The organism is Rhizobium sp. BT-226, assembly GCF_025847085.2.
Lineage (GTDB): Bacteria > Pseudomonadota > Alphaproteobacteria > Rhizobiales > Rhizobiaceae > Rhizobium > Rhizobium sophorae.
In genome coordinates, this window is sequence record NZ_JAOYTI010000001.1 from 792343 (window position 1) to 813157 (window position 20815).

A 20815-nucleotide genomic window follows, 5' to 3' on the forward strand; every position below is an offset into this window, starting at 1 on the left:
AATGGTCGAGATCGCCGCCATATCGATCGAAGCCGAAGCCGGGAGGGAGCGCTACCGCGCCCTCGCCCGGCGCAAGCTGCTGATCCTTGCCGCCATGACGGCAGCGCTCTGCCTCTCCTTCGCCGTCGATCTCGCCTGGGGGCCGGCCCGCTACAGTCTCAGCGAAGTCGTCTCCGCCCTTCTCGACCCCTCCTCCGTTTCCGACCAGGTGCGGGCCGTCGTCTGGGGCATCCGCATGCCGGTTGCCGTGATGGCGATCGTCGTCGGCGCCTCGCTCTCCGTCGCCGGCGCGCAGATGCAGACGATCCTCGCCAATCCGCTCGCCAGCCCCTTCACGCTCGGCATTTCGGCGGCGGCAAGCTTCGGCGCGGCCCTTGCGATCGTCACCAGCGTTCCACTGCTGCCGGTCGCCGCCGGCCTGCTGGTGCCGGTCAATGCCTTCATCATGGCGCTGATTGCCACGCTCTTCATCCATTTCGTCTCGCAGGCTCGCGGCGTCTCGGTGCAGACGGTGGTACTGCTCGGCATCGCGCTGGTCTTCACCTTCAATGCGTTGCTCGCCTTCCTGCAATATCTCGCCTCAGAACAGGCGCTGTCGGCTGTCGTCTTTTGGACGATGGGCAGCCTCACCAAGGCCACCTGGCCGAAGATCTGGGTAACGCTTACCGTTCTCCTGATCGCGCTGCCGCTCTTTGCGCGCAACGCCTGGGCGCTGACCGCCATCCGCCTCGGCGAGGACAAGGCCGCAAGCTTCGGCGTCAATGTCCGCCGCATCCGGCTGGAGACCATGCTCGTGGTCTCGCTGCTTGCCGCAGTCCCCGTCAGCTTCGTCGGCACGATCGGTTTCGTCGGCCTCGTCGGTCCGCATATCGCCCGCATGATCCTCGGCGAGGATCAGCGCTTCTTCCTGCCGGGCTCGATCCTGTCGGGCGCGCTGCTCTTGTCGCTGACCTCGATCGTCTCGAAGTCGATCATTCCAGGCGTCGTCTTCCCGATCGGCATCATCACCGCTCTGGTCGGGGTACCCTTCTTCTTCTCGCTCATCCTCTCGAACAGGAGCCGGTCGTGGTAGCGCTTCAGTTGCAGTCGGTCGGCGCCTATCATGGCCGCAAGCTCTTCGTCGAAGACGTGACGACGCCGGTGATGAAATCGGGCGAGGTCGTCGCGGTGATCGGCCCGAACGCCGCCGGCAAGTCGACCCTCTTCAAGCGCATCACCGGCCTGCTCAAGGGACCGGGCCATGTCATCGTCGAAGGCTCGAAGACAAAAAACGCCATCAGCTACATGCCGCAGGATACTTCGGCCAACGCGGTGCTGACGGTCTACGAATCCGTCCTGCTTGCCCGCAAGCAGGGCCAGTCCTGGGCCGTCAGCGACAGCGACCTACGTTTCATCGACGAAATAATGAAGGCGCTTCATATCACCGCCATCGCCTTCCGCGATCTCGGCGCGCTCTCCGGCGGCCAGCGCCAGCTCGTCTCGATCGCCCAGGCGCTGGTGCGCGAGCCCGAAATCATGCTGATGGACGAACCGACCAGCGCGCTCGACCTGCACCGCCAGGTCGAAGTCCTCGACTTCATGCGCCGACAGGCCCGCGCCAAGGGCATGATCGTGCTGATCGCCATTCACGATATCAACCAGGCGCTGCGCTTCGCCGACAAGGTCCTCGTCATCGCCAACGGCCGCATGCACGCCTGCGGCACCCCGAGGGATGTCGTCACCGCCGAAATGCTGCGGGAGATCTACCGGGTCGAGGCCCGAGTGGAGAAATGCTCGCTGGACCACGACCATGTAATTGTGGATGGAACGGCGCATTGACCCAAGAGAGCCTATCCCGAGGCGCCAATAATACCCGAGAGAGCCTCATCCTCGGGCGCGTAGCCCATAAGGCTAAGCCTCGAAGGACGAGGCGGGCGCTCCCACCCTGCCCCGTCAGTCGATCAATCGCTGCGCGGTAAACTTGTCCGTAACAAGCATGTCGATGACGCCCACGCGGAGCGCGCCTGCGATAGCGTCGGTCTTTTTCGACCCGCCGGCAAGAGCAATGACCCGGTCCACCCGTTCGAGATCCTCGAGTGGAAGCCCTATGACCCGGTCGTCCAGGGGCGTCTTGACCGGCTTGCCGTTTTTATCGAAGAAGCGAAGCGAGATGTCGCCGACGGCTCCCGCTTCCGCGAGATCAGACAGTTCGCGGGACGAAAAAATGTTGCCGGACCGTGCGAGAAGTTCGGACGGTTCGACTGCTCCGATTCCGACAATCGCAAGCGTTATGCTGCCGAACAGGTCCATCGTCTCCCGCACGTATGGATCGGCCTGCATAAGAAATTTTGCCTCTCTGGACGTCGTAACGCCCTGCACAGCGAGCAGTTTTGGCTCAGCGCCGGTCAGCCGAGCAAGCCGCGTGGTAAGCTGCGTCGCATGCGTCTGCACTGAAGGATCGCCCATGCCTCCGAGGGTTTGGACGACATACTTCGCCTGAGCGCTCTTCAGGGGATGAATGTTCTCGACCATCTTGGAGATGGTTTGGCTCCAACTCGAAACGCCGATGATCTCCCCTGGCGCAAGCGTCACCTCAAGGAGATGAGCCGCTGCCTCTCCGATACGGGCCATGATGGCTCCGTCCCGATCTTCCGTGCACTCCACGACGACCGCCTCCGGCAAATCATATTTCTCGCGAAGGGCGCCCTCAAGCTCGCTGTAGGTGCCAACGGGGGGCGTCACGCTGGTTCGCACGATATCTTCAGCCTCGGCACGCTTGAGCATTCGCGACACCGTCGCCTGCGACAGGCGAAGGTGCTGCGCGATCTCCGCCTGTCGCCGTCCCTCCAAGTGGTACATCTGGGCGACCCTTGAGATGAGGCGGAGTTCATTGAGGCGAGTCATCGCTAATCCTAGGGTGAATTTTTATTCATCATTAGCCGGTGTTTCGCGTAACGTCGAGCGGGCAAGCGCATCATTCCAGGTATTCAGAAGCACCACTCGATCCACGGGTTCCGGGTCAATGACATGTGAGCTCCGCGGGAGCTCTGCGATCTCCTGAAGATCGCTCCACAGGCCAAGTGAGAGACCCGCGAGATATGCGGCCCCCAAAGCCGACGCCTCGGGCGCTTCGCATTGAATCACGGGATGTTCGATGAGGTTGGCGACACTCTGCATCAGGAAGCGGTTCTGGCTCGGTCCGCCGTCCACATAGAGCGCCCCGAGCTCGCCGCCGCTTTGTGCTCGCATGGCGGCGATCACGTCGTGCACCTGGAAGGCGACCGAGTCGGTGACCGACCGCGCCATTTGCGCACGTGTCGTATTGAAGTTGATCTGGGAGAACAGGGCACGGGCGTCGGAGTTCCAATAGGGTGCGCCCAGTCCCACGAATGCCGGCACGAAACCCGGTCCGCCCGGTTCGGCGCTCGCCGCAAGTTCGACGAGGGCCGCCACGTCCGAAAGGCCGAGAATGCCTGCCATCCAGGGGAGACTGGCGGCGCAAACGAGAATATTGCCTTCGAAAGCGAAAGTCGGCTTTCCATGGAGACGCCATGCTACGGTCGTTGTGACGCCGTTGCGTGGGGGAATAAATCGCGGAATCGTCGTCATCACCGACGAGCCGGTTCCGAAGGTTACCTTGCCATCACCCGGCTTGAATGCTCCATGACCGAACAGCGCAGCATGACTGTCTCCGATCACGGCCATTATCGGAGTTCCATCCGGCACGCCTGGCAACCCTTGCGTCCTGCCGAAGTCGGCAGAGCTGTCGAGTACCTCGGGGAGGAGCGCGATATCCACGCCGAAAATCCCGCCAAGTTCCTCGCACCATCTCTGCTCCTGGAGATCGAACAACTGGCTCCTGGCGGCATTCGAAGCATCGCAAACGTGCCGGCGCCCGCCCGTCAGGCAGTGGACGAGCCAACTGTCGACCGTTCCCAGCCGCACTAATCGCCCGGCCGGAATACGGTCGAGCAGCCATCGGAATTTCGAACCCGGGAACATCGGATCCAGTGGCAGGCCCGTGAGCGCCTGCACCCGGTCAAGGTGGCCTTCGGCAATGAGACGTTCGCAATCCTGTGCCGTTCGACGGCACTGCCAGCTCACCACCGGTCCAAGTGCTTCTCCCGTTTCGGCGCCCCAGGCCGTGACCGACTCGCGCTGATTGGAAATCGCCACGGCCTCGATAACCACGTCAGGGGCGGCCTTCAGGCAGGCGTCGATCGCCTCGCAGACGGATGCGTAGAGCCGGCGTGGGTCTTGTTCGACCCAGCCTGGCTTGGGATAGGTGATGCCGACAGCAGCCGAACCTCTGCCGACAATTTCTCCCTTTTCGGAAACGAGAACGGCCTTTGAATTGGTCGTGCCCTGGTCAATTGCCAGAATTGCCCGCATTCTATCCTCCCCAGATCAGACGGCAGCCGGGACGACAAATAGGCGGCCCGGCCGATCACGTGATCCCAGTTACTTGCGCCTGATCAGCGACTGCGCGGCGTCGGCGATCGCGGACGGCGCCATCCCGAATTCGTCGAGCAGGAACTCTGCCGAACCGGTCGGAGCGTAGACTCCGGGAACGCCGAGACGTTTCATCGGGACTGGAGCGTTGTCGACCACCACTTCGGCGACCGCGGAACCGAGCCCGCCAAAGATCGAATGCTCTTCGGCTGTGACGATCGCTCCGGTTTCCTTCGCCGCGGCGATGATGGCGTCCTCGTCGATCGGACGAACCGTTGCAAGGTTGAGCACTCTGGCGTTGATGCCGCGTTCTGCGAGGATCTCGGCAGCCTTCAGAATTCGATGAGTCAAAGTACCGTTTGCGATAAGGGTGACATCGGAACCCTGGCGAAGGAGGTTTGCCTTGCCGAGTTCGAACTTGTGACCCTCCGGAAGGAGATCAGGTACACCTACGCGAGACAGACGCAGGAAACAGGGACCGTTGTAGGTCGCGGCCCACTCAACCGCAGCAGCTGTTTCGATGCGGTCACAAGGTGCAATGACCGGAAGATTAGGCAGAACCCGCGTCCAGGCGAAGTCTTCGATCGAGTGATGGGTCGGACCAAGTTCGCCATAGGCCATTCCAGAAGAAATGCCGACCAGCTTGACGTTGGCATTCGAATACGAAATATCGGCTTTGATCTGCTCCAGCGACCGTCCCGTGAGAAACGGAGCGGCGGCGCACACGAACGGAAGGCGTCCGCCGTTGGCGAGGCCTGCTCCAACCCCCACCATGTTCTGCTCGGCGATACCGACATTGACCAGGCGCTCTCCAAACTTCGCCTTGAAGCCGCCGAGCTTGGAGGAGCCGACGGAGTCGTTGCAGACGGCAACGATCGTTTCGTTTTCGGCTGCCAGCCGCTCGAGCGTAGAGGCGAATGCGTCGCGGCAATCGTAGAGCTTGGGTGCGTTTATTGGCGCGTTCATTACTGTGCCTCCGACAATTCTGCCAATGCGATTTCGTATTGTTCCTTGCTCGGTACCTTGTGGTGCCAGTCGACTCGGTCTTGCATGAACGAGATTCCATGCCCCTTGTTGGTATGGGCGACGATGCAATGCGGTCTCGATCCCCGGTGTTCGAGGGCTGAAACCACTTCGCTCATATTGTTCCCATTGATCTCGGTGACTTCCCAATCGAAAGCTTCAAGCTTCGGACGCAGCGGGGCGAGATCGTTGGTCTCCGCCAGGGCGGCGCCCTGCTGGAACCTGTTGTGGTCGATGACCAGCGTCAAGTTATCGAGCTTGAACTGCGCGGCCGCCATGATCGCTTCCCAGTTGGAGCCCTCCTGCATCTCACCGTCGCCGGTGACGACGTAGGTGTGATATTTCGCGCCCGAGAGTTTGGCGGCTTTCGCCATTCCTATTGCGACTGGAAGACCGTGCCCGAGCGGCCCGGTATTCGTTTCGACGCCAGGAACCTTGTTGCAATTTGGATGCCCGTTCAGCCTCGAATGCGGCTGCAAGAAGGTGGAAATCTCTTCCTCCGGGATGAAGCCGCGTTTTGCGAGCGTCACATACAGAGCGCATGCCGTATGTCCCTTCGACAGAACGAACCTGTCGCGGTCGGGGTGCTTCGGCTGATCGGGCCAAACATTCAGCACACGAAAATAGAGGGCAGTCAAAATGTCGATAACAGACATTTCCCCGCCTATATGGCCGGCGCCCGCTTCGAAAACCGCCTGGAGATCGCGCAATCGAATCTCGCGAGCGATCCGCTCGAGTTCTGTCGTATTCATGGATTCCTCTCATGCATAAATATTCAGTTATCAATATTTTTGCACATGGTGCCGATTAGTCAAGCCCTTTAAGCAGTATACTGGCAGTTGCAGGTCTAGAAAATCCTGTTGACAGCTTGGAGGCAACTTGTTAATGAATTTTCCAGCATCAGTGAATATTTATTCTAGATGAACTAGCGGTTAGCCTAGGCATAGGGAGGAACAATGGTGGCGCTCGAAATCAATGAAAACGGGCTTTCGTCCGGCGCCTGGTTGAGCAAGCTCAAGGGAGCCACCGGGCCGCTCGTGGGGCTGCTCGCGCTTTGCGTCTTTCTGAGCTTCAGCACCGACACGTTTCTTTCGGTTCGGAACGGCCTCAACATCCTCGATCAGATCACTGTTCTCGGCATCATGGCCGTCGGAATGACCTTTGTCATTCTGATCGGCGGCATCGATCTCTCCGTCGGCTCGGCACTCGCTCTTGCGATGATGGTCATGGGCTGGACTGCGAATGTCGCCGGCCTACCGCTGCCGGTCGGGATCGCTTTTGCTCTGGTCGCATCGGGCGTTTCGGGCCTGATCGTCGGACTTCTGGTGACGCAATTCAGGGTTCCCGCGTTTATTGCCACTCTTGCGATGATGTCCGCGGCTCGCGGCGTCGCAAATATGATCACGGACGGCCAGCAGATCGTCGGATTTCCCGACTGGTTCATGATGCTGGCAATCGATCGCCATTTCGGCGTGTTGACAGCCACTGTGTTCCTCATGCTTGCGGTTGTTCTTGCTGCGTGGCTTTTCCTGCACTTCCGGTCCGAAGGTCGCATGCTCTACGCGGTGGGAGGAAATCCGGAAGTCGCTCGGCTGGCGGGTATCAACGTCCCGCTCGTGACGATTGGCGTCTATGTCGCAAGTTCAGTCCTTGCGGGGCTCGCAGGCATCGTACTGGCCGCCAGGCTGGATTCCGTCCAGCCGTCCAGCGGCCTGGGCTATGAGCTGGACACCATCGCTGCCGTCGTCATCGGCGGGACTTCGCTCTCGGGGGGCGCGGGCGGTATCGGAGGGACACTGATCGGTGTTCTTATCATCGGCGTCCTTCGCAACGGGCTCAATCTTCTCAACGTCTCACCGTTCCTGCAGCAAGTGATCATCGGCATCGTCATCGTGCTCGCGGTCGGCGCGGAGACCATTCGTCGGCGTCGCGCCTGACGAGCGGGGTCCGCCGTGTTGGCGGACCCGGAATTCCGCCCCGGAATGTTGGGGCGGATCAATACCCCGAGGGGGAGGACATACCCGAGGGTTCCATCAACAACGGAGGAAATACAATGAAAATTGCGCGCACCATGCTCGCGTCTGCTGCACTGCTCAGCCTCACGCTCGGCCCCGTACATGCGGCGGAACTGAAGAAGCTCGGCCTGGCCGTTGCCAACCTTCAGGCAAACTTCTTCAACCAGATCAAGCAATCCGTCGAAGCCGAAGCCAAGAAGCGCGGCATCGAAGTCATCACCGTCGACGCAAAGGGCGACGGGCCGACGCAGGTCAATCAGATCCAGGACCTTCTGACCCAGAAAATCGACGCGCTGATCTACATTCCGGCAGGTGCGGCGGCTGCGACCGTTCCGGTCAAGCTCGCGAAAAGCGCCGGTATTCCGGTCGTGAACGTTGACCGCAACGCCGACGGAGCACCCGGTGATACCTTCCTTGCAACGGATTCCGTCGCCTCTGCCAAGGCGGTGTGCGACTACATCCTGAAGGAAGCCGGCGGCAAGGGGAAGATGGTCATCATCCACGGCCAGAAGGGCACGACGCCGGAAGTCGATCGCTCGAAGGGCTGCGCTGAATCTCTCAAGGCATATCCGGACGTCAAGGTTGTCGCCGAGCAGTTCTCGAACATCTGGAGCCAGGATGAAGGCTTCCAGATCATGCAGAATATGCTGCAGGCAAATCCGGACGTTTCGATCGTGTTCGCCCAGGCCGACGGCCTCGCCCTCGGCGCCGCGCAGGCGATCAAGGTCGCCAATCCTTCCCAGAAGATCGTGGTTGGCGGCTTCGATGGTGACACCGCAGCTCTCGAAGCGCTCAGCAAGGGTGTCTTCAACGTAACTGCGACCCAGCAGACGCAGAAGATGGGCCGCGACGCGGTTGAAAACGCCGCCAAGCTTGTCGCCGGAGAAAAGGTGCCACCGGTCCAGCTCCTGGATGCCACGCTGACAACCAAGGAAAACGTCGCAGGCTTCATCGCCAACCATCCGTAATGAAGTTGAGGTCTTGAGGAGGTGTGCCGTGACTGATCCAGTTCTTTCCCTGAGGGGCATATCCAAATGGTATGGGCCGCTCCAGGTTCTGAAGAATGTCAGCTTGGACGTCTATCCGGGCGAAGTGGTTGCACTTCTCGGTGAAAACGGAGCGGGCAAGTCAACGCTATCAGGCATCATCGCCGGGTCACGCACACCGTCCGAAGGATCAATGACATGGCTGGGGCAGCCTTATGCCCCGGCCACCCCAAGGGAAGCGATCGACAAGGGCGTTGTCCTGATCCACCAGGAGCTGCAGCTTCTGCCGCAGCTGTCGATCGCGGAAAACGTCTTCATCGGACGTTGGCCGATGAAGAACGGCGTCGTCGACCGCGCCCAGATGGTTCGCCGGGCCCAGGACCAGCTCGCTCGATTGAACCTTCACATCCCTGCAACGCGGACGGTCGCCGGCCTTTCCACGGCAAATCAGCAACTTATCGAGATCGCCAAGGCACTTGCTCTCAACGCAAAGCTGCTGATCCTCGATGAGCCGACAGCCGCCCTTGGCGGCGCCGAGACGGAAGCTCTCTTCGAACAGGTTCGGAAGCTTCGCTCAGAAGGTGTCGGCATCGTCTACATTTCCCACCGCATGGAAGAGATCAAGCAGATCACCGACCGGATCGTCGTTCTTCGCGACGGCGAGCGGGTGCAAGAATTCTCAGACAGCGCGACCCCGGTGCGAACGATCGTCGAGAGCATGGTTGGACGCCCGCTTGACCGCTTGTTCCCCGCCCTGCCCGTTCCGACAGACCGACCGGTACTTGAGGTATCCGGGCTGAGTTCGCCGGAAAACTCGTTCCGTAATGTTACCTTCGAGGTGCGGGCCGGAGAAATTCTCGGGATCGCCGGATTGGTCGGCGCCGGCCGCACCGAACTGGTGCGTGCGATTTCGGGAGCAGACCCAATCAGTGCCGGTTCGATCAAGCTGGAAGGCGAGGAACTCAGGCTGCGCGATCCGGCGGACGCGATCGCCAAGGGTGTCGTGATGGTTCCGGAAGACCGCAAGGAGCAGGGGCTCATCGTCGGGCACCGGATCAGCGAGAACATTATCTACGCCAATCTCGACAAGCTGGGCGGGCGTTGGATTACGCCGCGCGTCAAGCGCTCGTTTGCGGAGAAGGCAGTTGCCAAGTTCGGCGTAAAGGGCCGTGCGGAGCAATATGCCTCGGACCTGTCCGGCGGCAACCAGCAGAAGGTCGTCATCGCGAAGTGGCTGATGCGCGATCCCAAGGTCGTCGTACTCGACGAACCGACGAGAGGCATCGACGTCGGCGCCCGAGCGGGCATCTACGACATCATCGTCAATCTTGCCAAACGGGGCGTGGCGGTCATCGTCGTAAGCTCGGACCTCGAGGAGGTTCTCGGAGTTTCCAATCGCATTCTCGTGCTTGCCCAAGGCAAACAGGCAGGCATTCTCAATCGTGACGAGGCGAATGACGTTTCGGTCATGGAGCTAGCCACTATCTAAACAGACAGAGAAAGGAAGAGCGGTGTCCGACATCACTCTGAACGCCCCGAAGCTTTTCGATCTCAGCGGCCAGGTTGCCATCGTTACCGGAGCCGGGAGCGGCATTGGGCAGCGCATTGCCATCGGCCTTGCGCAATGCGGCGCCGACGTGGCGCTGCTCGACCGCCGAACCGACGACGGATTGGCCAAGACGGCTGAACATACTCGCGCCGCCGGCCGCCGCTCGATCCAGATCGCGGCGGATGTCACGAGCAAATCTTCCCTTGGAGAGGCAATAGCACGTACCGAGGCCGATCTCGGCCCATTGACACTTGCAGTCAACGCGGCGGGCATCGCTAACGCGAACGCTGCGGAAGAGATGGAGGAGGACCAATATCAGACGTTGATGGATATCAACCTGAAAGGCGTCTTTCTTTCCTGCCAGGCAGAGGCTCGCGCCATGCTGAAGAATGGACGCGGCTCCATCGTCAACATCGCTTCCATGTCCGGTGTGATCGTAAACCGCGGGCTGAGCCAAGCGCACTATAACGCCTCCAAGGCGGGCGTCATCCATATGTCGAAGTCCATGGCGATGGAATGGGTCGACCGCGGCATTCGCGTCAACACCATCTCCCCCGGATACACGGCAACGCCCATGAACACCCGTCCCGAGATGGTTCATCAGACCAAGCTCTTCGAAGAGCAGACGCCAATGCAGCGAATGGCAGCGGTGGATGAGATGGTAGGTCCGGCGGTGTTCCTGCTGTCGAATGCGGCAAGTTTCGTGACCGGCGTCGATCTTCTCGTCGACGGCGGTTTCTGCTGCTGGTGATGCGATGAGAAAACTCATTGCCGCCGCTGGAAAATGCACGGTCTCGCTTCCTCCCTGGCTGAGATCGAGGCGCTGAAGGGACCAACGGGTATGACGGCGTGCGATATCGTCGTCTGCCCGCCCTTCACGCCGATCGAACGGGCGGATGGCTCGGCGCGTCGTCATCGGCGCTCAAGACTGCCTGAATTTGCGACAACCGGTTGAGCTCTAATAATGATCGCATGGTAGGTCGCACCCAGATTTGCTGTTTATCGACGGACACAAGGAAAGAGCATGAAACGCTTTGAGCAGAAGACTGTCGTCATTACCGGGGGTAGCCGCGGCATCGGAGCGGCGATCGCCAAACGCTTTGCGAAAGAAGGCGCCAATCTCGTCGTATCGGCCAATGAGGACCTGGTCCACGGCGTCGCCGAACAAATCCGGGCCGAAGGCGGCAAGGCGATCTCCTTCATCGGCGATGTCACCGACAAGGCGAGCGTCACCGCCCTCTATGATGCCGCCGAGAGGGAATTCGGCGCGGTCGACGTCTCGATCCAGAATGCTGGGGTCATCACCATCGCCCGCGTCGAGGACCTGACCGAAAACGAGTGGGACAAGGTCATGGCCGTCAACACAAAGGGCGTTTTCCTCTGCGCTCAGGAGGCGATTCTTAGAATGCGCAAGCACAAGCGCGGCGGTCGCATCATCAACACCGCCTCCGGCCAGGCGCGCGACGGCTTCATCTACACGCCGCATTATGCCGCCTCGAAAATGGGCGTCGTCGGCATCACCCAGAGCCTGGCCAAGGAAGTCGCGACCGAGAAGATCACCGTCAACGCCTTCTGCCCCGGTATCATCGAGACCGACATGTGGGCCTATAACGACCAGGCCTGGGGCAAGCTGCTCGGCAACTACGCTCCCGGCGAATTGATGAAGGAATGGGTCGAGGGCATCCCGATGAAACGGGCCGGCTCTGGCGAAGACGTCGCCGGCCTGGTCACCTTCCTCGCCAGCGATGACGCCGCCTATATCACCGGCCAGACGATCAATGTCGACGGCGGGCTGATCATGTCCTGACACAGGTCGCCCAAAACTGCGCAGCGGTTTTGGGACAACGACATGCATGGAAAGATCAAACCACCAATGAAGCGCGGAAGGCGACACGGTCGTCGCCTCCGTGTGAACAGTGTGTCCATCGGCGTTAGGGCAGCTTTGCATTTTCGCCCGGTCGAGTGACCTTGCCATCCGCCTGTGTTTGATCCTATCTTTGAAATGTTCTCAGGGCGGGGTGCAATTCCCCACCGGCGGTATCAGGAGCAATCCTGGAGCCCGCGAGCGCTTCCGGCACCTCCTGTCGGAAGGTCAGCAGATCCGGTGAGATGCCGGAGCCGACGGTATAGTCCGGATGGAAGAGGACAACACGGGCAGTCGCACTCCATCCCGGAGTCGGCTGACGTTTGTTCGCCCAAGGGCAGAAGGCTGGCTCACGGATTGAGCCTTGCAGACCATGTCAGCCCGCTGACATAACCCTTGAAAGGCCAGACAGCATGACTATCGCAACAATTGAAGATGCCATATCAGCCATCGCCAGCGGCAAGATGGTCGTCGTCGTCGACGACCAGAACCGGGAAAACGAAGGCGATATCGTGGTCGCGGCCGATGCCGTCACCCCGGAAACAATCGCCTTCATGATGACCCACGCCCGTGGTCTCATCTGCATCGCCATGGAAGGCGAGCGTCTCGATGCGCTCGATATTCCGCTGATGGTGCCCAACAATACGGAATCGCACAAAACCGCCTTCACGGTCTCGGTCGATTATCTCAAGGGCACGACGACGGGCATCTCGGCTGCCGACCGCGCCGCCACCGTCCGCGCCCTCGTCGACGATCGCGCAAAGCCTGACGAATTCGCCCGCCCCGGCCACATCTTTCCGCTGCGCGCCAATCCCCGCGGCGTCCTCGGCCGCCCCGGCCACACTGAAGCCGCCGTCGACCTCGCCCGCCTGGCCGGAAGGATCCCCGCCGGCGTCATCTGCGAAGTCGCCAACGACGACGGAACCATGTCCCGCCTGCCCGAACTCACGCTCTTTGCCGAACGCCACAACCTCCCGCTCGTCACCATCGAGGACCTGGTCGCCTATCTCGACCGCCAGGCAGCAAGAGACATACGCGAAGTCGCCTGATCGGTGCCTTTGTTGCGGCGGCATAGCCCCGCCGCAACTCTGACGACACCTTCCCCTTGCCCGTCCTATGTCCGGTTGATCGAAACCCCGCCATCCGCCACCATCGCCGTGCCGGTGACGAAGCTCGACATGTCGGAGGCGAGGAAAAGCGCCGCATTGGCGATCTCTTCGGGCTGCGCCATGCGTTTCAGCGCATGCAGCCCCTCCACGAAGGCTAGCACCTCCGGCGTGGCATCAGGCGCGTTGGTGATGCTGGCGGGCGTGTCGGTGCCGCCGGGAAGCAGTGCGTTGACGCGGATCTTTTGCGCTCCGAGTTCGGCGGCGAGCACCTGCACGAAGCCAATCAGACCCGCCTTGCTCGCCGCATAGGCGGCCATGCCAGGCATGCCGACGGTGTGCCCGACGAAAGTCGAGGTGAAGATCAGCGATCCGCCGCCTTTTCCCATCGCCGCCGACTGGTGCTTGGCGCCGAGGAACGCGGCGGTGAGATTGGTCTCGATCGTCTCGCGCCAGCCCTCCAGCGACAACCCGGCGACCGGCCCCATCTCACCGATGATGCCGGCATTGTTGAAGGCGATGTCGAGCCGGCCGAAACGCGAGACTGCCGTCTCGACGAGCCTTGCCTGCAGAGCCTCGTCCCTGACATCGCCGGATATGGCGACGGCCTGACCACCCTCCGCCTCGATTTCGGCGATGACGGCATCGAGCGCGTCCTGCCGCCGGCCGGTAACCACGAGCTTGGCGCCTTCCCGGGCAAAGAGTTTCGCCGCCGCGCGGCCGATGCCGGAGCTTGCGCCGGTGATGATTGCGATCTTATCGTTGAGAAGTGTCATATCGGTCTCTCCTGGGTTGTTGCGATATCTGAGATGCTCAAACTTCAGACGATGCAGCCACCCGTTTCCCGCGCAGCACGAGAAAAACGCCTATGGGCGAACCGGCAGGCGCGACGACGTTTCCCCATCGACGCCGTGATTGCGGCGTCGGAAATAGCGGAATTCGTCTTATAAAACGGGGATTTGCTGGGACTCCCACCCCGATGCCTGCGTTGGCATCAGTGCCGTTGTGCACTGCATGATCGATTTATGCCTGGTGTGACATTCATCCGATTCCCTTCATCCATCTTCGCGACTAAAAGGAGCGCACAGGTAAAGGGAATCTCTTCATGCCGCGGTCACGCAATACTCAGGGCGCCATCTATATGAGCATGGCGATGGCCGGCTTTTCCGCAAGCGACGCCCTGTCCAAATCGGTGGTCGCCTATATGAACGCCGGCGAGATCATGTTCCTGCGCGGCCTCTTTACCAGCCTGCTCGTCTATCTGATCGCCTGGAAAATGGGCGCGCTACGCTCCTGGCGCGTCGTGCTGCAGCCGATGATCATCTTCCGGATCATCTGCGAGATGCTCTCCGCCGTCACCTATATCACCGCGCTCGGCATGATGCCGATTGCCAATGCCTCGGCGATCCTGCAGTCGCTGCCGCTGGTCGTCACCTTCGGTGCGGCGCTTTTCTTCGGCGAGCCGGTCGGCTGGCGGCGCTGGTCGGCAATCCTCGTCGGCCTCGTCGGCGTGATGATCATCATCCGCCCCGGCCCGGAAGGTTTCACTGCCGCCGCCCTCCTCTGCGTCGGTGCGGTGCTGACGACAGCCGGCCGTGATCTCGCCACCCGGAGCATCAGTCCGGAAATCCCCTCGCTGATGATAACCGTCATCACCGCCATGTCAGCCTCCTTCTTCGGCGCGCTGCTCATCCCGGTGCTCGGCGGCTGGCAGCCGGTCAGCGCTACCGCGCTCGGGCATCTCCTGCTTGCCTCTGTACTGGTGCTGGTCGGCTACCAGTCGGTCATCCTCGCCATGCGTACCGGCGAAATCTCCTTCGTCGCCCCGTTCCGCTATACCAGCCTGATCTTCTCCTCCCTGCTGGGTTTCTTCTTCTTTGCCGAAGTGCCTGACAGCTGGACGCTCGTGGGGGCTGCAATCGTCATCGCCTCCGGCCTCTATACGTTCTATCGTGAGGCCAAGCGCCGCGTGTCTCCGATCGCGCAGGAATCCGCGCCGCGCGCGCCGGTCTGAGGAAGGATTTTGAGCAGTGTGATGGCTGACTTCTCGCTCGACAGATCTGACATAGCAGGCGTCGTGTTGGCCGGCGGCCGCTCGCAGCGCATGGGCCGCGACAAGGCGGGCGTAATGCTTGGGGCCGAGAGCCTGCTCCGCCATGTGTTGACCCGCCTCTCGCAGCAGATCCCGCTCGTTGCAGTCAATGCCGATACTGCCGCCGAGGACGTGCCTGTCGTTCCCGACCTTTTTCCCGGCAAGGCCGGGCCGATGGCCGGCATCCATGCGGCCATGGTCTATGCCGCCGGCCTGCCATCGATTACCCATGTCGCCACCGTCTCGGTGGATTGCCCGTTCTTCCCGGCCGATCTCGTCGCCCGGCTGGCCGCAACGGTCGAGCACCCCTCGCAGATCGCCATCGCCGCCTCCGAGGGCCGCAGCCATCCCGTCTTCGGGCTCTGGCCGGTGACGCTGGCCGCCGATCTCGAAACCTGGATCGCCACCGACCAGAAGCGCCGCGTACGCGACTTCCTGTTGCGGCATGACGTTACGGAAGTGGCGTTCCCGCTGCATCCGACCCGCGCCAGCCTGCTCGATCCCTTCTTCAACATCAACACGCCCGACGATCTCGTCGAGGCGGAACGCTGGCTGGAGGCCCTTCGCGCATGACCGCACCGAAAATCTTCGGCATCGCCGGCTGGAAGAACTCGGGCAAGACGGGTCTCGCCGTCCGGCTGGTGACGGAGTTCACCCGCCGTGGTTACAGGATCTCGACGATCAAGCACGCCCATCACGATTTCGACATCGACAAGGTCGGGGCCGACAGTTACCGCCATCGCCAGGCGGGAGCCCATGAGGTCACCATCGTCTCCGGCACACGCTACGCCATCATGCACGAGTTGCGCGGCGCCCCCCAACCTGAGTTCGAGGAGATACTCGCCCGTCTCGCACCCTGCGATCTCGTGCTGATCGAAGGCTACAAACGCGAACCGATGCCGAAGATCGAGGCCCGCCGCCTGGAGGCCGCCAATCGTGAACCGTTGGCGCCGAGCGATCCCCATATCTGCGCCATCGCTGCTGATCATGCCGTTCCGGATACGGCCCTGCCGGTCTTCGATCTAGACGACACAGGCGCCATCGCCGATTTCATCGCTGACATCGTTGGCCTTGAACAAGCGAGGCTCTGAACCAACTGCGTCGCCGCCGGATCTAAGAAGCGGAGCCGTTTCGCGGGCCATCGCCTTGGCGATTTCCTTGGCGAGCTGCGCCTGATCATAGGGCTTTGCCAATCTCGGAAGATCGATATCGGTACCGGCAGGAAGATCGGCGTAGCCTGTCGCCAGCACGATCGGCAATTCCGGATGAATGTCGCGCGCAGCCTGGGCGAGCTGTGCGCCGGTCATACCGGGCATCGAATAGTCGGTAATGACAAGGTCGAAATGCTGACCGCTGCTGATCAGTTCCAGCGCCTGCGAGCCGGAGTTTGCTTCGACGACCTCGTGGCCGAGATCTTCAAGCATGTCGACCGAACTCATGGCAATCAAGGCATCGTCATCGACGAGCAGAATCTTCAGTCTGGATGCAGCTTGCGGGACGGGCAGCTCCGCCTCGGCTGGCCGCTCGGGGCGCCGTTCGGTCGCCGGAAGCCACAGTTCGGCGGTCGTTCCGACACCAAGCTCGCTGGTCAGAAGAAGTGCGCCATTGAGCTGAACGGCAAGTCCGTGGATCATCGATAAGCCGAGGCCTGTGCCCTTTCCGAGTTCCTTGGTCGAGAAAAACGGATCGACCGCCTTCTTCAATGTTTCCGCGTCCATGCCGGTGCCGCTGTCGGCCACTGCCAGCACAAGATAGGCCCCTTTACCGAGAGCGCCGCCATCGCCGACAACCTCTTCCTCGCGCAGCGATATGGCCAACGTCCCGCCATCCGGCATCGCATCACGGGCATTGACGGCAAGGTTGAGCAGCGCCAATTCGAGCTGGTTCGCATCAACCAGGGCCGGCGGCAGGCTTGTCGGCAGATTGGTTTCGATGCTGATCGAGGATCCGACCGAGCGCTGCAGCAGGTCGTTCATGCCGGAGACTAGCTCGGCCAGATCGACGGGCTTGACCTGCAGATCCTGCTGCCGGGCAAAAGCCAGCAGCCGTTGCGTCAGAGCCGCTCCGCGCCTCGCACCCTGCACTGCCCCCTCAACCAGACGCGTCGCCTTGGCATCTCCGGCAACGTGCTTGCCGAGTAATTCCAGATTACCAAGAACGACCATCAGCAAATTGTTGAAATCGTGGGCGACGCCGCCGGTCAACTGACCGATTGCCTCCATCTTCTGCGATTGGCGTAGCTGCTCCTCGGCTTTTTCACGCTGGGCGACTTCTTCGAGCAGCGTCTGGTGAGCGGCGTTGACCTCCCTCGTCCGTTCCCGCACACGCTCTTCGAGGTTTTCATTGAGGCGTCTCAGATTTTCCTCGATGGTCTTGCGGGCGGTGGTATCGGAACAGACCCCGACGAGTTTCCTCGCGGAACCATATCTGTCGGAATAAAGCTGCGCATGGACCTCCGTCCAATGGAGTGAACCATCCGGCCAGATTGTCCTGTGCTCGATCGAATAGTCGCGTCCGGTATCGATCGTCTCGCGCAGGCGTGCCAACACAAGATCTCGGTCGTCGGGATGGATGCTTGCGATCAGATCGTCGCGTGTGACATCATCGTCCGGCTTTCGGCCGAAGACTGCCTTGCAGGTGGCCGAGGCAGACAGGGCCATCGAGGATAGCTCCAGCTCCCACGCCCCAAGACGACCGGCTGCAAGCGCCGTCTGCAACCGTCGCTCGCCCTCGCCCAAAGCCTCGAGCTGAGCTTGAGCCTCATATTGGCGCAGGCGCCCTTTTAACGCGGTCCGCGCAATACTGATGAAGGAGGTCGCATGGAACGGCCTTTCCAGGAAAGTGACGTTGCCGAGAACCTCTGAAAGCCTGGCAGCGGCCGGATTTCGTTCAGGTCCGCCGCCGCGCGTGGTGAGCACGATGAACGGTAGATCGGACCAGCTTGGCTGGGCGGAGACCCAGGCAGCAATTGGCTTCAAATCGCTCCAGCGAACGGCCTCTTCGGTCAGCACGCCAAGCGCGATCTCATCGTTAAGTAAAGAGGCAAAGACATTCAGGTCGGCAGCCGCGATCGATGATAGGCCGGCTTCGTCGATTAGCGATACCGCCACCTGGGCATCGCGTCCGGCAGGAGTATAGATCAATGCTTTCGGCTTTACGGAGTTAGGAATTGCCGCGATCCCCGCCATCAGTCGACAGGAGCGGCTCTGCGCTAGTGACAAATTCGGGAACGCCGCGAAGCACACCCTGGAACCCGACCAGAGGATCCCCGAACGTCAGCCCCGAACTGTCGATACGATACTCTCGGATTGTATCCTCATGCAGCCCAGTTCTTTTCTTGATCACGGAGACCGCTCGCCGCACCCTCCCCGCGGCCTCGAAGTAGCGCAACAGTATGACTGTGTCCGCAAGATAGGTCACGTCGACAGGCGCCTTCATGTCGCCGACAAGTCCATGCTGTGCAACGGTAAGGAAGGTATTGGCGCCTTGCCTGTTCAAATATTGAAGCAACTCATGCATGTGAAGGATCAGCGAATTTTCATCCGGCATCGATGCTTGATAGCCGTTGATGCTGTCGATGATGACGGTCTTGGCATTCGACTTGTCCACGCACTCGCGCACGCGATGCGCGAATTCACCTGGTGACAGTTCAGCGGCGTCGAGCTGTTCGATGTGAATTAGACCGCTGCTCCTTAGACTCTCGAGATCTATTCCCAGCGCCTTGAGCCGCGTAAAGAGCAGGCCAAGCTCTTCGTCGAAGATGAAGGCCGCGGCTCTCTCGCCACGCGCAACCGCCGCGACCAGGAATTGAAACGAGAAAGTGCTCTTGCCGGTACCGGATGGACCGAGGATAAGTGTACTGGAACCTCTCTCCAACCCCCCGCCCAATAGAAGGTCCAGTTCCGGAATATTTGAGGATAACTCATCGCGGACATAGGTCGACCGATGTTCGGCGGCGACGAGACGTGGAAAAACAACGACGCCGCCGGTTTGAATGGTGAAATCGTGGAAACCGCCGCGGAAGGCTTGCCCACGGTATTTCGTGATCCTGAGCCGCCGGCGCTCGGCCCCATAGCTCGGCGCCATCTCCTCGAGATGGATGACGCCGTGCACGACGCTATGAACCGTTTTGTCAAGCACGTCGGACGTCAGATCATCGAGCAAAAGGACTGTCGCCCCCTGCCGGGCAAAATAGTGTTTGAGCGCGAGGATCTGCCGCCGGTAGCGCAGCGAGCTTTGCGCCAGCAGCCTGATCTCCGACAGGCTGTCGAGAACCACACGACTGGGCTTAACCCGCTCGAAAGCGGCAAAGATCTCCTTTGTCGTCTCTCCGAGTTCCAGGTCTGATGAATAGAGCAGGCTCTGCTGCTGGTCGGCATCCAGCAGGCTTTCCGGAGGCACGACCTCGAAGACCTCGATATGGCCGTCGATCACCATCCCGTGCGATGCCGCACCGGCACGAAGCTCACTCTCGGTTTCGGAAAGGGTGATGTAGAGCCCCTGCTCGCCGATCCGCGCACCCTCGATCAGAAACTGCAATGCAATCGTTGTCTTTCCCGCCCCTGGATTTCCCTCCAGGAGAAACACGTGCCCCGGCGAAAGCCCCCCTGCCAGAATTGTGTCCAAACCGGACACGCCAGTCCGGGCTTTCATGGCAGGTATAGCAGTATTCATTCATTGTTTCCTTCAGCTTATAACGGGAATTAGTGGCGACCGATGGAATGTCAAATAGTCAAGCGCGCATGATTTCACCTTCGGCAAGAGCCAATCGATTGGACGTCAGGTAGCTCGGATCTATGCCCTGTCCGGACAGCTCGAAACGGCGAGACCTATCCCCGATAGCGAAGTGCATCGACGACGAGGGCGAATGCCGGCGACGTATGCCTGCGGCTCGGATAGTAGAGATGGTAGCCGGAAAACGGCAGGCACCAATCCTCGAGGACCCGCACCAGCCGCCCATCGGCAAGATGCGTCTCGACCAAGTTCTCCGGCATATAGGCGAGGCCCAGACCGGCCAGCACGGCATTCAGCCGGAGCGCTATATTGTTGAAGACCAACTGTCCTTCGACGCGAACCCTGAGCTCGCGCCCATCCTTCTCGAACTCCCACGCATAAACGCTGCCATAGGTCGGGAGGCGCAGATTGATGCAATTGTGATCCGTAAGGTCCTGCGGCGTCAGCGGCTTCGGCCTGGTGTCGAAATAGGCGGGAGCGCCGACAACGGCCATGCGCATGTCGGGGCCGATGCGCACCGCAATCATGTCCTTCGCCACCTGTTCTCCAAGCCGCACTCCCGCATCGTAACGCTCCGCGACGATGTCGGTCAGGCCGTAGTCGACGATGATCTCGACATTGATATCGGGATAATCAGGCAGCAGCTTTTCCAGGGCGGGCCAGAGGACGGCATCGGCCGCATGCTCGCCGGCATTGATGCGAATGGTGCCTGCCGGCTTCTCCCGGAACGCGCTCAAGGCAGCCAGCTCGCTCTCGATCTCGTCTAAGCGCGGTCCGATGGAGACGAGCAGGCGTTCGCCGGCTTCCGTCGGCGAAACGCTACGGGTCGTGCGTGTCAGCAATCGCAGTCCAAGCCGTTCCTCAAGCCCTCGGATGGTGTGGCTGAGCGCCGACTGAGACACACCGAGCTTGCCCGCCGCCTTGGTGAAGCTTTGAGCGCGCGCGACGGCGATGAAGGCGATGAGGCCGTTGACGGCGGGGCGCGGCATTTATGAAACTTTCTCATGGGTTCTTG

At 61.0% G+C, this 20815-nt stretch carries 19 protein-coding genes and 1 riboswitch; of the genes, 11 read left to right on the top strand and 8 right to left on the bottom strand.

Translation table 11 applies throughout. From position 1 onward, the window contains the following. The first annotated feature begins 1 nt into the window (after position 1). Both OIU37_RS04080 and OIU37_RS04085 read left to right on the top strand, forming a co-directional pair. Positions 2-1072 (top strand): iron ABC transporter permease, encoded by a 1071-nt coding sequence (locus OIU37_RS04080; RefSeq protein WP_264255890.1) that lies wholly within the window; start codon positions 2-4, stop codon positions 1070-1072. Further along, a complete protein-coding gene (locus OIU37_RS04085) occupies positions 1066-1818 on the top strand; it encodes an ABC transporter ATP-binding protein (protein ID WP_264255891.1) in 753 nt (250 codons plus the stop codon). Before OIU37_RS04080 ends, OIU37_RS04085 begins: the two co-directional genes overlap by 7 nt. 114 nt (positions 1819-1932) lie before the next feature. On the opposite strand, the gene OIU37_RS04090 is transcribed toward OIU37_RS04085, so the two are convergent. The 4 genes from OIU37_RS04090 to OIU37_RS04105 form a co-directional block, all read right to left on the bottom strand. Next, complete coding sequence (locus OIU37_RS04090) at positions 1933-2883, bottom strand: sugar-binding transcriptional regulator (protein WP_168310840.1); 951 nt, start codon at positions 2881-2883, stop codon at positions 1933-1935. A 21-nt stretch (positions 2884-2904) separates the two neighbouring features. Beyond that, positions 2905-4371 carry an FGGY family carbohydrate kinase gene (locus OIU37_RS04095; RefSeq protein ID WP_264255892.1) on the bottom strand — a complete coding sequence of 489 codons (1467 nt, stop codon included), beginning with the start codon at positions 4369-4371 and terminating at the stop codon, positions 2905-2907. Between the two features lie 69 nt (positions 4372-4440). Further along, the gene (locus OIU37_RS04100) at positions 4441-5397 is read right to left on the bottom strand and encodes a transketolase family protein (protein WP_168310842.1); all 957 of its coding nucleotides are present in this window, start codon (positions 5395-5397) and stop codon (positions 4441-4443) included. Beyond that, positions 5397-6206 (bottom strand): transketolase, encoded by an 810-nt coding sequence (locus OIU37_RS04105; RefSeq protein WP_171602700.1) that lies wholly within the window; start codon positions 6204-6206, stop codon positions 5397-5399. The genes OIU37_RS04100 and OIU37_RS04105 overlap by 1 nt, the downstream gene beginning before the upstream one ends. A 204-nt stretch (positions 6207-6410) precedes the next feature. Between OIU37_RS04105 and OIU37_RS04110 the strand changes: the two genes are divergently transcribed. The 6 genes from OIU37_RS04110 to ribB all read left to right on the top strand — a co-directional run bounded on the left by OIU37_RS04110 (position 6411) and on the right by ribB (position 12917). Beyond that, a complete protein-coding gene (locus OIU37_RS04110; protein ID WP_171602701.1) occupies positions 6411-7391 on the top strand; it encodes an ABC transporter permease in 981 nt (326 codons plus the stop codon). 116 nt (positions 7392-7507) lie between these two features. Next, the gene (locus OIU37_RS04115) at positions 7508-8437 is read left to right on the top strand and encodes a sugar ABC transporter substrate-binding protein (protein WP_171602702.1); all 930 of its coding nucleotides are present in this window, start codon (positions 7508-7510) and stop codon (positions 8435-8437) included. 28 nt (positions 8438-8465) lie between these two features. After that, positions 8466-9944, top strand: coding sequence for a sugar ABC transporter ATP-binding protein (locus tag OIU37_RS04120; protein ID WP_171602703.1), 1479 nt, complete (start codon positions 8466-8468; stop codon positions 9942-9944). A gap of 22 nt (positions 9945-9966) precedes the next feature. Then, a complete protein-coding gene (locus OIU37_RS04125; protein WP_129420418.1) occupies positions 9967-10755 on the top strand; it encodes an SDR family oxidoreductase in 789 nt (262 codons plus the stop codon). A gap of 273 nt (positions 10756-11028) precedes the next feature. Continuing rightward, positions 11029-11811 (top strand): glucose 1-dehydrogenase, encoded by a 783-nt coding sequence (locus OIU37_RS04130; protein WP_264255893.1) that lies wholly within the window; start codon positions 11029-11031, stop codon positions 11809-11811. A 193-nt stretch (positions 11812-12004) separates the two neighbouring features. Continuing rightward, positions 12005-12155, top strand: a riboswitch (FMN riboswitch). 126 nt (positions 12156-12281) lie between these two features. Then, a complete protein-coding gene (ribB, locus tag OIU37_RS04135; RefSeq protein ID WP_168310848.1) occupies positions 12282-12917 on the top strand; it encodes a 3,4-dihydroxy-2-butanone-4-phosphate synthase in 636 nt (211 codons plus the stop codon). A 65-nt stretch (positions 12918-12982) separates the two neighbouring features. Here the strand turns inward: ribB and OIU37_RS04140 are convergent, their stop codons facing one another. Next, the gene (locus OIU37_RS04140; protein WP_264255894.1) at positions 12983-13750 is read right to left on the bottom strand and encodes an SDR family oxidoreductase; all 768 of its coding nucleotides are present in this window, start codon (positions 13748-13750) and stop codon (positions 12983-12985) included. 329 nt (positions 13751-14079) lie between these two features. On the opposite strand from OIU37_RS04140, the gene OIU37_RS04145 reads away from it, so the two are divergent. Genes OIU37_RS04145 through mobB form a run of 3 tightly spaced genes read left to right on the top strand, consistent with a single transcriptional unit; the run spans position 14080 to position 16157 of the window. Next, positions 14080-14988: a DMT family transporter gene (locus OIU37_RS04145; protein WP_171602707.1), complete on the top strand. Its 909-nt coding sequence runs from the start codon at positions 14080-14082 to the stop codon at positions 14986-14988. Positions 14989-15009: 21 nt separating this feature from the next. Then, positions 15010-15639: a molybdenum cofactor guanylyltransferase MobA gene (mobA, locus tag OIU37_RS04150; protein ID WP_171603065.1), complete on the top strand. Its 630-nt coding sequence runs from the start codon at positions 15010-15012 to the stop codon at positions 15637-15639. After that, positions 15636-16157 carry a molybdopterin-guanine dinucleotide biosynthesis protein B gene (mobB, locus tag OIU37_RS04155; protein ID WP_240603143.1) on the top strand — a complete coding sequence of 174 codons (522 nt, stop codon included), beginning with the start codon at positions 15636-15638 and terminating at the stop codon, positions 16155-16157. Before mobA ends, mobB begins: the two co-directional genes overlap by 4 nt. Here the strand turns inward: mobB and OIU37_RS04160 are convergent. The 3 genes from OIU37_RS04160 to OIU37_RS04170 all read right to left on the bottom strand — a co-directional run bounded on the left by OIU37_RS04160 (position 16089) and on the right by OIU37_RS04170 (position 20789). Next, a complete protein-coding gene (locus tag OIU37_RS04160) occupies positions 16089-18254 on the bottom strand; it encodes a hybrid sensor histidine kinase/response regulator (RefSeq protein WP_240603558.1) in 2166 nt (721 codons plus the stop codon). The two genes, mobB and OIU37_RS04160, sit on opposite strands and share 69 nt — an antisense overlap. After that, complete coding sequence (locus OIU37_RS04165) at positions 18229-19740, bottom strand: ATPase domain-containing protein (protein WP_171602709.1); 1512 nt, start codon at positions 19738-19740, stop codon at positions 18229-18231. The genes OIU37_RS04160 and OIU37_RS04165 overlap by 26 nt, the downstream gene beginning before the upstream one ends. Positions 19741-19895: 155 nt before the next feature. Beyond that, positions 19896-20789, bottom strand: a complete 894-nt coding sequence (locus OIU37_RS04170; protein ID WP_171602710.1) for a LysR family transcriptional regulator — start codon at positions 20787-20789, stop codon at positions 19896-19898. Between the last annotated feature and the right edge of the window lie 26 nt (positions 20790-20815).